Here is a 14,536-nt window from a genome sequence, read left to right as displayed (position 1 = left end):
AAAATCCTGTTACAAGCGTTTTTTTATTGTCTAAAAAAGAACGCTAATCAAAATAAACGAGGTTTTTCAGTACCCTCAGGATATGGCGAGGTTTTTTTGTAAACTTGTCTTGTTCTAAAAAAAGTTGATTAAAAACTATTTCATATGTCAACAAAAAAGGAACTATCTTTTAATACCATTCTTACCAAGGTTGTGAAGTTGGTCCCATTGTAAATTCGTTAATGTTTGTATCTTCTGGTTGACTAATCGCAAATGCAATAACATTTGCTACTCTATCTGCCGAGATGCTGTATTGATTATAAACATTTGATAACTGTTCAGCTGCTTCTTTATGTGTAATCTGAAGTAACAATTCGGTGTTAATGGCCGCAGGATACATAGCTGCCGTACGAATATTAGTTCCTTCTAAGGCAGATTCCATACGCAGGACTTCCATAAAATCACGTACAAACCATTTAGTCCCTCCATACACCGCGCCACCTGGATAAGATTTCAGTCCAGCAACGGATGAAATGGTAATGATATGTCCAGATTTTTGGCTAACAAAGATTGGTAAAACTGCTGCTACACCGTTCAATACCCCATTGATGTTCACATCAACGGTCTGATGCCACTCCTTCGTCTTTAATGCAGATTAATGGTGCACATGGCATAATTCCAGCGTTCAAAATGATGGCATCAACGCCTCCAAATGTTTCTATAGATAGTGCTATGATAGCGGCATTATCAGAAGCAATAGTTACATCCAATTTTTGGTAAATAGCTTGTCCTCCTTTTGCCTGAATATCATCCGTCAGTTTTTTCAGTCTGTCAGTGCGTCGTGCACCCAACACTACCTTTGCACCTTTTTCCGCAAGTAGCTTTGCGGTTGCTTCTCCTATTCCAGAGGATGCACCTGTTATAATGATTACTTTTCCTTCAATGTTGTTTTTCATGATACTCAAAATCTATAATTTTTAATTTGAATAATAATGTTCATCCTTTTACGACTTCATGACTAGCTCCTATTTGTTTTTCAAAGTCTCATAATTACATCTTTTTATTAGCTTGCAGATCACTTTTTCCAACATCAAGTAGTTTCTACTTTCATCACCGACAATAATAAATTTAACTAAAATTTGGTTTAGAACACTATAAGGTATAAAAAACTCAAAGCATAACAATTACTTGAAACTAACGTTATAAGTTGTAGTGTTTTGTGCCCTAAGCGTGTCGTTGTCGATTTGCGTGTTGGCTTTATTCATGATTATTTTGAAATTGTGCAGTTGCCAAAATGCGTAAAGTGCTTGTCTTAGATTTTATTATTTTAAATGCTCTTTAAAAAATATTTCTAACTTGTCAAATGGTATAATATCCACCTTGTCATACAAATCCACGTGAACAGCGTTAGGAATAATCATTAACTCTTTCGGTTCAGCAGCCATTTTATAGATATCTTCGCTGAAATAACGTGAGTGTGCCTTTTCACCTGCTATTAAAAGCATTGGTCTTGGTGAAATTTCTTTGATGTACGTTAGAAGCGGCATATTCATAAACGACAATGGATTGGTAGCAGTCCAAGAACCGTTTGAATTAATAGAATTGGCATGAAAACCACGTGGTGTGTGATAATAATTGAAATAATCCACTATAAATTGGGGTTCGTTGCCTTCCAACTTTTTGGGTAAATTACGTGATGATGGAGCAGGTGTTCCTTTCTCCGCATCTTCCCAACGTTGTTGGCCCAATTGTTCTAACATTTGAGAGCGTTGTTCAAGTGTTACCATATCATTATAACCTTTTGACATAACCCTCGTCATATCATACATACTGGTGGTGGCAACGGCTTTAACACGTTTGTCAATAGCTGTGGCATTCAACGCCATGCCTCCAAATCCGCAAATACCAATGATACCTATTCGGTTTCTGTCAACAAATTGCTGTAATCCGAGATAGTCCACCGCTGCACTAAAATCTTCGGTATTAATATCTGGCGAAGCCACATTGCGAGGTTCGCCACCGCTTTCGCCTGTGTAAGACGGGTCGAACGCAAGTGTAGCGAAGCCACGTTCTGCCATAGTTTGGGCATAAAGTCCCGAAGATTGCTCTTTTACTGCACCAAACGGACCACTAATGGCAAGTGCCGCCAAGGGTTCATTGCCATGTTTTTTTGGAACGTATAAATCGCCTGTCAGCATAATTCCATAGCGGTTTTTAAATGTTACTTTTTCTCTTGAAACCTTATCGCTTAATTGAAAGGTGTAATGTTCTGCTTGTTCTGTCTTATTCATTTTATTTGAATTTTTATTTTTTTGATTTTGACTGTAAGCCTGTCCAACTATCATAAGAGTGGCAAGGACTAAAATTGATAATGTTCTCATATTGTTTTGCTATTTAGAAATTGATTTAATGAATTTAGCAGGAATACCGCCCACAATAGAATTGTCAGGAACATCTTTAGATACTACTGCACCTGCTGCCACAATTGCGTTTTCTCCAATGGTTACTCCTGGTAAAATGGTTGCATTAGCTCCAATCCACGCATTTTTTTTGATATAAATTGGCTTTGGAACAAGTGAATGCCTGTCATCGGGTGAAATGGGATGACCTTCTGACAACAGACTGACTTTGGGAGCGATTAGTACATTATCTTCTATGGTAATACCTCCTAAATCTAAAAAAACACAGTCAAAATTGATAAAAACGTTTTTACCGATCTTGGTATGCTTTCCGTAATTGATATAAAGCGGTGTAAAAACCATGGTGCTTTCATCAATCTCGGAATCTAAAATTTGGCTCAACAAATCCCTAATTTCTGTTGGACTCAAAGAATTGTTCATTTGAACAAGTAATTTCTTTGTGGCGAATGTGGCTTCCAGCATTTTATAGGCCTGGGGGTCGTTAGGTGATATAATTTTACCCGATTCTAACCTGCTGAATATGTTTTCTGTTGTATCTATTCCCATTTTACTACCTATGTGATTATGAAGCAAAATTAAAAAGAAAGCCCCGCAGAAACTTTACTGCGAGGCTCAAATAGTCTTTCTCAGAAGCTCTATTTTTAAAATAAATCAAATATCTGTTGGGGAGATGCCGTATTGTTTTTTGAACGAAGTAGAAAAATGTGACGGGTTTTTAAAACCAACCTCCACGTAAACATCCTGTACTTTTCTACCTTCGTCTTTTAGCTTGACATAGGCAGCTTCGAGCCGCCTTTTTATCAGCCATTTTTGTGGTGTAAGATTACTTATTTTCTTAAAATCTCTTTTGAATGTAGCTAAACTTCTTCCGGTAAAAGAAGCGATCTGTTCCATCGTAAGCTCATCTGCATAATTTTCATTCAGAAATTCTAAGATGTCTACTTTCCAAGGTTCTGCAAAGTCAAATAAGATTGGATAAAGCTGTTCAGTGGTGTTCAACAAAGCATAAATCCCCTCCAATAATTTTAAATGGATAACACCTTCTGTTGGTTTTACATTACTGTCAAAATAGGGTGTAAGAGATTGAAATAAACTTTCTATAGCTGGCGTAGGTTGTAATTTAAAAACATAATCATCTGAAACAGCTATATCTTTCGGCATTTCTGCTTTATCCATTTTACTGTAAAACTCACGCAATACACTGCGTTTAAACGTAAGCGAAATACCTTTGTATAAATCTTCGCCTTTGCTGTTTTTGTACATTTTCAAACGATGATCTCTTCTGATAAAAGCACACTCCCCTGCCTGTAGAGTTATTTTCCTATTTCTATCTTCAATCACTTGTTCTCCTGAATAAAGGTAGACCAATACGTGTTCTGGTGTTGCATGAATACATTTTTCGCTATAATCTGAAAAACAGGATAAAAAAATACCTGAATAAGCTATGGTTTTTAAACTGTTGTCTTGTTGCATATTCATAATTTGCTGATATTGCATTATTAGTATGTAAATTTAAACTTTTCGCTTTTGTTTGACTTTATTGTAAGGTTCATTTTGTCTTTCTGTAAGGCTCACTTTAAAGTTCTGTCTGGTCAGGTTGTTAATTTGTAGGTTTGTCTAACCATCATAGTATATAACACTCTAAATTAATGAATGTTTTTCGTTATATATTAAAAAAATTTGTGTTAAGTAAAGTGTAAGGAATATAATTATAGCTAAAATGGTACTCCCAAAAAACTATCGTTTTTATTTGGGTTTTGGTATCTATTTTAGGTAAAAAAAATGTATTTTATTTTTGTAAGAATGTTACAACTATATGTTTAGAAGTTTGTCTCGTCCTAGAATAGTGATACAAAAAAACCTTGCATCGCTGCAAGGTTTTTCCATGAAATATGTTTTTATTTCTTATTCCGGATCATTCATTTTGAAAGTATCCATAAAAGCAGTTGTGTAATCTCCTGCAATGTATCTTGGATCATCCATTAATTGTCTGTGGAATGGAATTGTAGTTTTTATACCTTCAATCACAAATTCATCCAATGCTCTTCTCATTTTACTAATTGCTTCTTCACGAGATTGTGCAGTTGTAATCAACTTTGCAATCATTGAATCGTAATTTGGCGGAATGGTATAACCTGAATAAACATGGGTATCTAAACGAACACCATGTCCTCCTGGCATATGCAGCGTTGTAATTTTTCCTGGAGATGGACGAAAATCATTATAAGGGTCTTCTGCATTAATCCTGCATTCGATGGCGTGCAATTGTGGTAAATAATTTTTACCAGAAATAGGTATTCCTGCAGCAACCATAATTTGCTCACGAATTAAGTCATAATCAATAACTTGTTCCGTAATAGGATGCTCAACCTGAATACGGGTATTCATTTCCATAAAGTAGAAATTACGGTGTTTATCAACCAAAAATTCTACAGTACCAGCACCCTCATATTTAATATATTCCGCAGCTTTTACAGCAGCTTCACCCATTTTTGCTCGCAATTCATCAGTCATAAACGGAGATGGCGTTTCTTCAGTCAATTTTTGATGACGTCTTTGAACGGAACAATCTCTTTCTGAAAGATGACAGGCTTTTCCGTAAGCATCACCTACTATTTGAATTTCAATATGACGAGGCTCTTCGATTAATTTCTCCAAATACATACCATCATTTCCAAAAGCAGCAGCAGATTCTTGACGGGCGCCTTCCCAAGCTTTTAGCAATTCATCTTCTTTCCAAACAGCTCGCATCCCTTTTCCACCACCACCAGCAGTTGCTTTCAGCATTACCGGATAACCAAAATCTCTTGATAATTGTAAGGCTTGTTCATATGATTCTAAAATCCCAACTGAACCGGGAACACAAGGAACACCAGCTTCAATCATAGTTGCTTTTGCGGAAGCTTTGTCACCCATTCTATCAATCATTTCAGGAGACGCTCCAATGAATTTGATACCATGTTCCTGACAAATTTTAGAAAATTTTGAATTTTCAGAAAGGAATCCATAACCTGGATGTATTGCATCTGCATTTGTAATTTCGGCAGCGGCAATAATATTTGACATTTTCAAATAGGACAAGTTACTCGGAGGCGGACCGATACAAACTGCTTCGTCAGCAAACTTTACATGCAGACTTTCAGCATCGGCAGTAGAATAAACAGCTACTGTTTTTATACCCATTTCCTTGCATGTTCTAATTACGCGAAGCGCAATTTCTCCCCTATTTGCAATTAATATTTTTTTAAACATCTTCTTGAAATTATAAATTATAAATTATAAATTTTAAATTATTTGAATGATAGAAAAACAATTTCTCATTCAAAATTCATCATTCAAAATTTCTTATGATGGATCTACTAAGAATAATGGTTGGTCAAATTCTACTGGAGACATATCGTCAACCAATATTTTTACAATTTTACCAGAAACTTCAGATTCAATTTCATTAAATAATTTCATTGCTTCAATAACACAAAGCACATCTCCTTTAGAAATTGTTTTACCTACTTCAACAAACATAGGTTTATCTGGTGATGGTTTTCTATAGAAAGTTCCAATAATTGGAGATTTTATAGTGATATAATGAGAATTTTCTACTGCTGGAGCTTCAACAACAGCTACGACAGGAGCAATTTGTTGTGGAGCTGCTGCTTGTGGAAGTGCGCTTTGAGCTGGCATTTGTTGAACATACGTGGTCTCTGTTACATTGCCTTCTAAAGTTGTTCTAATGGTGATTTTAACATCATCCATCTCTAATTTAACCTCTGCAACACCTGAATTTGCAACAAACTTGATTAGATTTTGAATTTCTTTTAAATCCATAATTATTTATTTTAGTTTAAATTTATTTTTTATCGTATGCCCATTTTAAGTAAATAGAACCCCAAGTAAATCCTCCTCCGAAAGCTGCAAAAATAATCGTATCGCCTTTTTTAAATAAAGATTCAAAATCGTTAAGCACTAAAGGTAACGTTGCAGAAGTAGTATTTCCGTATTTTTCTATGTTCATTAAAACTTTTGAGTCTTCTAAATTCATTCGGCTCGCTGTAGCGTCAATGATTCGTTTATTTGCTTGATGCGGAACTAACCAATCTACATCGTCATTGGTCAAATTATTTCTTTTCAAAATTAGTTCACTGGCATCAGCCATATTGGTTACTGCATATTTGAAAACAGTCTTACCATCTTGGATGATATTGTGTCTATTGTCTTTTACAGTTTCGAAAGTTGTAGGAACCAAAGAACCTCCAGCTGGAATTTTCAAAAAGTCACGACCTACACCATCACTACGCAAATATTCGTCTTGTAATCCAAGACCTTCGTAATTAGGTTCAAACAAAACTGCTCCGGCACCATCACCAAAAATAATACAAGTTGATCTATCCGTATAATCGACTATAGAGGACATTTTATCTGCCCCAATTAAAAGTACTTTTTTATAACGTCCTGATTGTATGTAAGCTGCTGCTGTAGACATTCCATATAAAAAACTGGAACATGCAGCTTGTAAATCGTAAGAAAAAGCATTTATAGCTCCTATTTCGGTAGCCACATATACTCCTGTCGATGCTACTGGCATATCCGGGGTAGCGGTTGCCATTATTAATAAATCTATTTCTAAAGGGTCAATGTTTGCTTTAGCCAATAAATCCTTTGCTGCCATAATGGCTAAGTAGGAAGTTCCTTTATCTTCATCTTTAAGGATTCTTCTTTCTTTTATTCCTGTACGAGAGGTAATCCACTCATCATTTGTGTCAACCATTGTTTCTAACACTTTGTTTGAAAGTACAAAGTCCGGTACATAGGCTCCAACTGCTGTAATTGCGGCTGTAATTGTATTCATTGTATTCGATTATTTCTTGTCAAATGCTACCATTTGAAAATTTTTTAAAAGACTTGAAAATTACAAAAAAAATCCCAAAGCGTATTGATTTAGAACCTCTTATTTAATGAAAATTATAAACAACAAAAAAACTCTCACGATGTGAGAGTTCGAATATCATTTACAAAAATGTATTAAGCAACAGCTACAGATTTATCTATAACAACTTGCCCTCTGTAATACATTTTCCCTTCATGCCAATAGGCTCTGTGGTATAAATGTGCTTCCCCTGTGATTGGGCAAGTAGCGATTTGTGCTACAGTAGCTTTGTAATGTGTTCTTCTTTTATCTCTTCTTGTTTTGGAGATTTTTCTCTTAGGATGCGCCATTTTACTATATTATTTATCCGTTAATAGTTGCTTTAATTTGTCCCAACGCGGGTCAATATTTTCTTCTTTCTGTTCTTGTTTATGCTCTTTTTTTTGTTCTTTTATTGTCAGTTCTTTCAGTTTTTTCAAGGCTTCCGTATTTAAACTTCCATCTTTTATTCCTGGATGAACTCGTCTTAGAGGCACTGACAACACTATCATTTCATAGATATATTGTGCAATATCTATTTCAAACTCTCCGTGTGGCAAAATCAACAATTCTTCATTGTCATTATTATACATTTCTCCAAAACGAACAATCAATTTCATTTTCCCTTTAACAGGCAAATCAAAATCTTCACTGGTAAGATCACAAGGAACATTTACTGTTCCTTTATGCTTTAAACTTAATTCCAGCATTGTACTTTTTTTCTCTAAAACTACATTTACTTTGATGTCTGAATTTTGAAATTCATTATAATCAAAGATTTCAAAGAACGCATTACTTATTTGATATTCAAATTGATGTTTCCCTAGCTTTAATCCTACGAAAGGAATTAAATATTCTTTTGTCTTGTTCATTTCAACAACAATTTACCCTAAACTTCGGGAGTGCAAAGATATAAAATTATTACAAATCTAATAATGTTATTCACCTTTTTTTGTTCACAACTGTTTTTCTTTTGTTTTCAAAGGTTTTTGACTGATTTCCTTGTATTGATTTCTGGAATGAAAGATATCTATAGCAAGATAAACGGCCTCCTTAAATGAGTTATAATCCGCAACACCTTTTCCAGCAATATCGTAAGCGGTACCGTGATCCGGCGAGGTTCTAATTTTATTTAAACCTGCCGTATAATTCACTCCTTTTCCAAAAGATAATGTTTTGAAAGGAATTAATCCCTGATCGTGATAGGTCGCAATAATAGCATCATATTTCTCATATTGATTGCTGCCAAAAAAACCATCCGCCGCAAAAGGACCAAAAACCAACGTTCCCTTATCAAATATTTTTTTCAATGCTGGCTTTATTATCAAATCGTCTTCCGTACCTATAACTCCTCCATCACCGCAATGTGGATTCAATCCTAAAACAGCAATTTTTGGTTTATTAATACTAAAATCCTGAATTAACGATTGCTTTACAGTTTCTATTTTTTGTTTAATCAACCCTTCTGTCAAATGTGATGTAACTTCACTTAAAGGAATATGATCTGTCAACAAACCAACCCTCAAATTATCCTGTACCATCAACATTAACGCATTTCCTTCCAGCTCTTGATTTAGATAATCCGTATGACCAGGAAACTTAAACGTTTCTGATTGTATATTGTATTTGTTAATTGGTGCCGTTACCAATACATCAATTAATCCTTCTTTCAAAGCTTTGGTTGCTGCAACAAATGACTTTATAGCATACCCCCCTACTTTCTCATCATTTGTTCCCGGATTTAAATCAACACCCTCTTTCCAAAGATTCAAAACATTAATCTTTCCCAGAACAATTTGATCCAACCTATCAATTCCGTGAAGCATTGAAGTAGATTCAAAACTCTTTTTTACAAACGACATTATTTTAACATTGGCAAAAATAACAGGCGTACATAATTCCAGCATGCGTGAATCTTCGAATGTTTTCAGTACCACTTCGCTTCCAATACCGTTCAAATCCCCTATAGAAATTCCGACGATTATATTTTCTGCATTTTTCATCATGACCTCACGTTATTTATTGCTAATTTTGAAGTGCAAATTTAGTAAAATAAAATAAGAAATGTTTACAGGAATAATAGAAACCCTTGGTGTAATCCAAGAAATAAAAAAAGAAAAAGACAATATTCATATTACGATGGATTCTTCAATTACCAGCGAACTACAAATAGATCAAAGTGTAGCTCACAATGGAATTTGTTTGACAGTTGTCGCCTTAAAAGATACTTTTTACACCGTAACGGCCATTGACGAAACCATAAAAAAAACGAATTTATCTGATTGGAAAGTCGGTGATAACGTAAACCTGGAAAGAGCAATGAAGCTGGGCGACAGACTTGACGGACATATCGTACAAGGACATGTTGACCAAATAGGAACCTGTATCACTGCAGAAGAAACCAACGGAAGTTGGTATTATACTTTTGAATATGATGAGAAACTCAACAACATCACTATCGAAAAAGGATCCATTACAGTAAACGGAGTAAGTTTAACAGTAGTAAACTCGAAGAAAAATCAATTTAGCGTGGCAATCATTCCTTATACCCATGAACATACCAACTTCAAAACCTTTGAAATTGGCACAAAAATCAATCTTGAATTTGATGTAATTGGTAAATACGTTTCAAGACTATACGCCAACAAATAGAAAATTACAAAAACCCTATAAAAAACAGAAACTCCAATTTAAATTAGAGTTTCTGTTTTTAATTTAAAGCTATAAATGATATAAATCCCGAATAGCACCGCAATTATCATTGCTATAAAAATATGTTCGTCAATAGGCAAACCCGGAGGCGGAGGCGGTTTTCTTCTTCCCATTGGTGATGGCACAGGAGGATCTGCCGCTATAGCATTGAAAATGCCAAGCATAAATATGATTATAATAAAAAAAATACTTTTAAAAATTTTCATAAAATAAATAAGAAAAATAAAGCATCAATTACTCTCAAAAAATATTTTTATTTGATATTTATTTTTTTCACAAAACAAACTCATAGCTTTAACAAAAACAACAGTAATCGTGACAAAAGTATGATTTTTTTACGTCAAATTCGCCTTTATATTGTTATAAAAAAAGCCTTTCAATTACTTGAAAGGCTTTTTAAAGTGGTCCCACCTGGGCTCGAACCAGGGACCACCTGATTATGAGTCAGGTGCTCTAACCAACTGAGCTATAGGACCGGTTAAGAGTTTGCAATATTACCACTATTTTTCATTCGCTCCAAATATTTTTGACTTAGATTTTCAGATAGTTTCATTATTGATAATTTTGAAATAGAAACCAACTGAATACTAGAATTCTACCCTTTTGTCTGAAATAAAATTATCTGATTTCCTGACATAGTTCTATTAGAACGCCATTAGTGCTTTTGGGATGCAAAAAAGCAACAAGCTTGTTATCGGCGCCTTTCTTTGGAACTTCATTCAAGACAACAAATCCTTCTTTTTTCAAACGAGCGATTTCTGATATAATATCTTCAACATCAAAAGCGATATGATGTATTCCTTCTCCCTTTTTCTCTATAAATTTGGCAATAGGACTTTCTGGGTTGGTTGCTGCAAGAAGTTCAATTTTATTAGGACCAACATTAAAAAAAGAAGTCGTTACCCCTTCACTTTCCACTTCTTCAAATTTATAGGGCGGAACACCTAATAACTTTTCGAAAATTAAATTCGAAGCTTCTAAATCATTAACTGCTATCCCAATATGTTCTATTTTTCTCATTATTTAACTATTCAACCGAAAATTAATTTATAAAATTTAAAGGCAGAAAAATTGTATTTTTTAAAATTCACCAGCCTTAAAGCCATGTAAAATTAAACATTAAAAATCATAAAAAACAGGAAGAATTATAAAAATAAGCCTAGTTAAATACCTCATAATAATTCGATAAAAAGTTTCGATTACATTAATTATAATTGTTATTTTGTAAATTCTAATTTTGATTTGATATGTTGAAAAACAATTTAAAATATATTTACTTATTTCTGATTTTACTTATGATTGGTTGTGCAAAAAGAGGAAGCATTACCGGAGGCTTGAAAGACACTATTGCACCCGTTTTAAAAATGAGTTTCCCAAAGAATTTCAATACCAATTTCAAGGGAAACGAAATTAAATTAGTGTTTGACGAAAACATTAAATTAAAGAATCTGAACAAACAGTTGATTATTTCGCCACCGATGAAAAATGAACCTTTGATTCTTCCAACAACTGCAAGTAAATTTATTACAATCAAAATAAAAGACACACTGCAACCCAACACAACTTACAGCTTCAACTTTGGCCAAAGTATAGCTGATAATAACGAAGGAAATCCGTTCAACCAGTTCAAATATGTGTTTTCAACTGGAGACTATATCGATTCTTTATCCATTAGCGGAACTGTAAAAGATGCCTATGAAAAAGAAGTAGAATCATTCGTTTCAGTCATGTTGTATGAAATAAATGACAACTTTAAGGATTCAATTGTGTATAATGAAAACCCCAGATACGTAACAAATACCCTGGACAGTCTAAAAACATTTCGTTTAGAGAATCTTAAAGCAGGAAAATACCTTCTTGTAGCAATGAAAGACTACAATAACAACAATAAATTCAATCCAAAAAAAGATAAAATTGGATTTAGCAAACAATTCATTACCGTTCCAAATGACACCGTTTACGAATTATCACTATTCCGACAAGTTTCCGAATTTAAAGCTTACAAACCAAGCCAAGCGTCTGGAAACCGATTACTGATGGGTTATGAAGGAAAAGTAAATCAAGCTAATTCCAGACCAAAGATAACCCTGAAAAACAATAATGAAATCCTATCTACAATTGTTACTCAATTACCTAAAAAGGATTCCCTGCAGATATGGTATAAACCCATAAAAGCAGATTCGTTAGCTTTGGCTGTAGCCAAAGACAAATACAACGGAAATTTCAGCTTTAAAATTAAAGACCAGAAAAAGGACACTCTAAATATAAGTGCTGTACAAAGCGGTGTATTAAATTTCAGGGATCGATTTACATTAGAAACTGCTACGCCACTAATAGGTTTTGATAATTCAAAAATAAAATTAACCAACAAAGGAGAGACCTCAATCCCTTTTACTACTGAATATGACGAATTTAATCAGAAACTACATCTCGATTTTCAGAAAGAACCTTCAGAGCAGTACACTATTTCCATTCTACCTGGTGCATTAACTGATTTTTTTGAAAAATCAAATGATTCGTTGACTTATAAAGTAACTACAAAAAACACCGCTGATTATGGAAATCTAAGTGTGTCTTTACAAAATGCAAAACAATTTCCTGTTATTGTAGAATTGACCAATAAAAAAGGAGAAGTTTTAGCCACTGAATACTCTGAAAAAAACACCACAATTGACTTCAACCTAATTGAACCTGCACTTTACACGATTAGAGCCATTTATGATGAAAACAAAAATAAGGAATGGGATTCGGGGAATTATTTAGAAAAACGTCAAGCGGAGGAAGTGATTTATTTTTCTAAGGAAATAGATGTTCGTGCTAACTGGGACGTAAACCAAGTATTTGATTTGAGCCTTCCTTACATTCCTGAACCTAAAAAGAAAACGGATAAAAAAGAATAAATAAATTATTTTTTTATTTCAAAAGCATCCCTATCATTCAAAAAACCTAACTTTTGTCTGCTTTGCAACATCTCTTTTTTATTTAATTCAGCGAACAGAATACTTTCAGATTCCACAGGTTCGACTATACAATTTCCTAAAAAATCAACCACTTGTGAGTGTCCGGTATATTGATATCCATTATTGTCCTCACCTATTCTGTTAACCCCAATCGCATAACTCATATTTTCTATTGCACGCGCTTTAAGTAATGTATCCCATGCATTTATTCTAATTTTTGGCCAACTTGCAACATAAATTAGCAAATCATAGTCCTCAAAATTTCTGGAGAATACTGGAAATCTTAAATCGTAACATACTTGCAGGCAAATTTTCCAACCTAAATAATCTACAATGATTTTTTGGGTTCCGCTAGTGTACACTTTATCTTCTCCGGCCAGAGTAAATAAGTGTTTTTTATCATAGAATTGAATTTCCCCTGATGGAAACACGAAAACCATTCTGTTGTAAAAATTACTATTTTCTTCAATAACTAGACTTCCCGTAATGGCAGTTTTTTTGGCCTTAGCCAACGATTTAGCCCACGTTACCGTTTCGCCTTTCATCGTCTCCGCAACATTCTCCGGACTCATAGTAAAACCAGATGTAAACATTTCCGGAAGTACAATCAAATCAATATCATCACTAATTGTATTGATTTTTTCTTCGAAATAGTCTCGATTTTGTTTTGGGTTTTCCCAATATAAAGGTGATTGTATAAGTGCCGTTTTCATTTGAAATCATTTTTATAAAGATAAAAAAAAACGCATTCAACTTTTACATTGAATGCGTTTATTAATTTCACTTATTAGGTTTTATCCTTTCAGACTTGCAGACATATATTCTCTGTTCATTCGAGCAATGTTTTCAAGAGAAATTCCTTTTGGACATTCTACTTCACAAGCTCCAGTATTGGTACAGTTCCCAAAACCTTCAGCATCCATTTGGCTAACCATATTTAAAACTCTATCAGTAGCTTCAATTCTTCCTTGTGGCAATAACGCATATTGAGATACTTTTGCAGCGACAAATAACATAGCCGATGAGTTTTTACAACTCGCAACACAAGCACCACAACCAATACAAGCAGCTGCATCAAAAGCATCATCGGCATCTTTCTTGTTAATTGGAATTGTATTGGCATCAATTGTATTTCCAGAAGTATTTACAGATATAAATCCTCCAGCATGTTGAATTCTGTCAAAAGAGCTTCTGTCAACAACTAAATCTTTAATTACTGGAAACGCTTTAGCTCTAAATGGCTCAATAAAAATTGTATCGCCATCCTTGAACATTCTCATGTGTAATTGACACGTTGTAACACCTCTGTCTGGTCCGTGAGCTTCACCATTGATATACAAAGAACACATTCCGCAAATTCCTTCACGACAATCATGATCAAAAGCTACAGGCTCATCTCCTTTCATGATTAATTCATCATTCAAAATGTCAAGCATTTCAAGGAATGACATATCTGGTTCAATATGATCTATAGGATATTCGACTATTTTTCCTTCTGCAGCGGCATTTTTCTGACGCCATATTTTTAATGTAAGTTTCATATTTTTTTAGTTTGAAAGTCT

At 34.1% G+C, this 14,536-nt stretch carries 17 protein-coding genes and 1 tRNA gene; 2 read left to right on the top strand and 16 right to left on the bottom strand.

Annotated features, from left to right (window positions below; translation table 11 throughout):
- Positions 1 to 181: 181 nt before the first annotated feature.
- The 11 genes from FNW38_RS18045 to pdxA all read right to left on the bottom strand — a co-directional run bounded on the left by FNW38_RS18045 (position 182) and on the right by pdxA (position 9,308).
- The gene (locus tag FNW38_RS18045) at positions 182 to 595 is read right to left on the bottom strand and encodes an SDR family oxidoreductase (RefSeq protein ID WP_262710396.1); all 414 of its coding nucleotides are present in this window, start codon (positions 593 to 595) and stop codon (positions 182 to 184) included.
- Between the two features lies 1 nt (position 596).
- Positions 597 to 935: an SDR family NAD(P)-dependent oxidoreductase gene (locus tag FNW38_RS18040; protein ID WP_262710397.1), complete on the bottom strand. Its 339-nt coding sequence runs from the start codon at positions 933 to 935 to the stop codon at positions 597 to 599.
- Between the two features lie 366 nt (positions 936 to 1,301).
- The gene (locus FNW38_RS04970) at positions 1,302 to 2,270 is read right to left on the bottom strand and encodes an alpha/beta hydrolase (RefSeq protein WP_235890146.1); all 969 of its coding nucleotides are present in this window, start codon (positions 2,268 to 2,270) and stop codon (positions 1,302 to 1,304) included.
- A 99-nt stretch (positions 2,271 to 2,369) separates the two neighbouring features.
- Positions 2,370 to 2,945 carry a sugar O-acetyltransferase gene (locus tag FNW38_RS04965; protein WP_143387034.1) on the bottom strand — a complete coding sequence of 192 codons (576 nt, stop codon included), beginning with the start codon at positions 2,943 to 2,945 and terminating at the stop codon, positions 2,370 to 2,372.
- 105 nt (positions 2,946 to 3,050) lie between these two features.
- The gene (locus tag FNW38_RS04960) at positions 3,051 to 3,896 is read right to left on the bottom strand and encodes a helix-turn-helix domain-containing protein (protein WP_235891378.1); all 846 of its coding nucleotides are present in this window, start codon (positions 3,894 to 3,896) and stop codon (positions 3,051 to 3,053) included.
- A 408-nt stretch (positions 3,897 to 4,304) separates the two neighbouring features.
- Positions 4,305 to 5,651, bottom strand: coding sequence for an acetyl-CoA carboxylase biotin carboxylase subunit (gene accC / locus FNW38_RS04955; protein ID WP_143387033.1), 1,347 nt, complete (start codon positions 5,649 to 5,651; stop codon positions 4,305 to 4,307).
- Between the two features lie 93 nt (positions 5,652 to 5,744).
- Positions 5,745 to 6,224 (bottom strand): acetyl-CoA carboxylase biotin carboxyl carrier protein, encoded by a 480-nt coding sequence (accB, locus tag FNW38_RS04950; RefSeq protein ID WP_143387032.1) that lies wholly within the window; start codon positions 6,222 to 6,224, stop codon positions 5,745 to 5,747.
- Between the two features lie 22 nt (positions 6,225 to 6,246).
- A complete protein-coding gene (locus FNW38_RS04945) occupies positions 6,247 to 7,245 on the bottom strand; it encodes a beta-ketoacyl-ACP synthase III (protein ID WP_143387031.1) in 999 nt (332 codons plus the stop codon).
- A 173-nt stretch (positions 7,246 to 7,418) separates the two neighbouring features.
- On the bottom strand, positions 7,419 to 7,613 hold the full coding sequence (gene rpmF, locus FNW38_RS04940; protein ID WP_007137315.1) for a 50S ribosomal protein L32: 195 nt from the start codon (positions 7,611 to 7,613) through the stop codon (positions 7,419 to 7,421).
- Positions 7,614 to 7,622: 9 nt separating this feature from the next.
- Complete coding sequence (locus tag FNW38_RS04935; RefSeq protein WP_143387030.1) at positions 7,623 to 8,174, bottom strand: YceD family protein; 552 nt, start codon at positions 8,172 to 8,174, stop codon at positions 7,623 to 7,625.
- Between the two features lie 84 nt (positions 8,175 to 8,258).
- Complete coding sequence (gene pdxA / locus FNW38_RS04930) at positions 8,259 to 9,308, bottom strand: 4-hydroxythreonine-4-phosphate dehydrogenase PdxA (protein WP_143387029.1); 1,050 nt, start codon at positions 9,306 to 9,308, stop codon at positions 8,259 to 8,261.
- 58 nt (positions 9,309 to 9,366) lie between these two features.
- On the opposite strand from pdxA, the gene FNW38_RS04925 reads away from it, so the two are divergent.
- The gene (locus FNW38_RS04925) at positions 9,367 to 9,954 is read left to right on the top strand and encodes a riboflavin synthase (RefSeq protein WP_143387028.1); all 588 of its coding nucleotides are present in this window, start codon (positions 9,367 to 9,369) and stop codon (positions 9,952 to 9,954) included.
- A 38-nt stretch (positions 9,955 to 9,992) separates the two neighbouring features.
- On the opposite strand, the gene FNW38_RS04920 is transcribed toward FNW38_RS04925, so the two are convergent.
- The 3 genes from FNW38_RS04920 to mce form a co-directional block, all read right to left on the bottom strand.
- The gene (locus tag FNW38_RS04920; protein WP_143387027.1) at positions 9,993 to 10,178 is read right to left on the bottom strand and encodes a hypothetical protein; all 186 of its coding nucleotides are present in this window, start codon (positions 10,176 to 10,178) and stop codon (positions 9,993 to 9,995) included.
- Between the two features lie 238 nt (positions 10,179 to 10,416).
- Positions 10,417 to 10,490, bottom strand: a tRNA-Ile gene (locus FNW38_RS04915).
- Positions 10,491 to 10,632: 142 nt separating this feature from the next.
- Complete coding sequence (gene mce, locus FNW38_RS04910) at positions 10,633 to 11,034, bottom strand: methylmalonyl-CoA epimerase (protein WP_143387026.1); 402 nt, start codon at positions 11,032 to 11,034, stop codon at positions 10,633 to 10,635.
- 227 nt (positions 11,035 to 11,261) lie between these two features.
- On the opposite strand from mce, the gene FNW38_RS04905 reads away from it, so the two are divergent.
- The gene (locus FNW38_RS04905) at positions 11,262 to 12,914 is read left to right on the top strand and encodes an Ig-like domain-containing protein (RefSeq protein ID WP_143387025.1); all 1,653 of its coding nucleotides are present in this window, start codon (positions 11,262 to 11,264) and stop codon (positions 12,912 to 12,914) included.
- A gap of 5 nt (positions 12,915 to 12,919) precedes the next feature.
- Here the strand turns inward: FNW38_RS04905 and FNW38_RS04900 are convergent, their stop codons facing one another.
- Positions 12,920 to 13,687 carry a nitrilase family protein gene (locus tag FNW38_RS04900; RefSeq protein WP_143387024.1) on the bottom strand — a complete coding sequence of 256 codons (768 nt, stop codon included), beginning with the start codon at positions 13,685 to 13,687 and terminating at the stop codon, positions 12,920 to 12,922.
- A gap of 81 nt (positions 13,688 to 13,768) precedes the next feature.
- Positions 13,769 to 14,515, bottom strand: a complete 747-nt coding sequence (locus FNW38_RS04895; RefSeq protein WP_143387023.1) for a succinate dehydrogenase/fumarate reductase iron-sulfur subunit — start codon at positions 14,513 to 14,515, stop codon at positions 13,769 to 13,771.
- Positions 14,516 to 14,536 lie beyond the last annotated feature (21 nt).

This window comes from Flavobacterium gawalongense (assembly GCF_007097265.1).
GTDB lineage: Bacteria > Bacteroidota > Bacteroidia > Flavobacteriales > Flavobacteriaceae > Flavobacterium > Flavobacterium gawalongense.
This window is presented reverse-complemented; position numbering and strand designations above follow the sequence as displayed.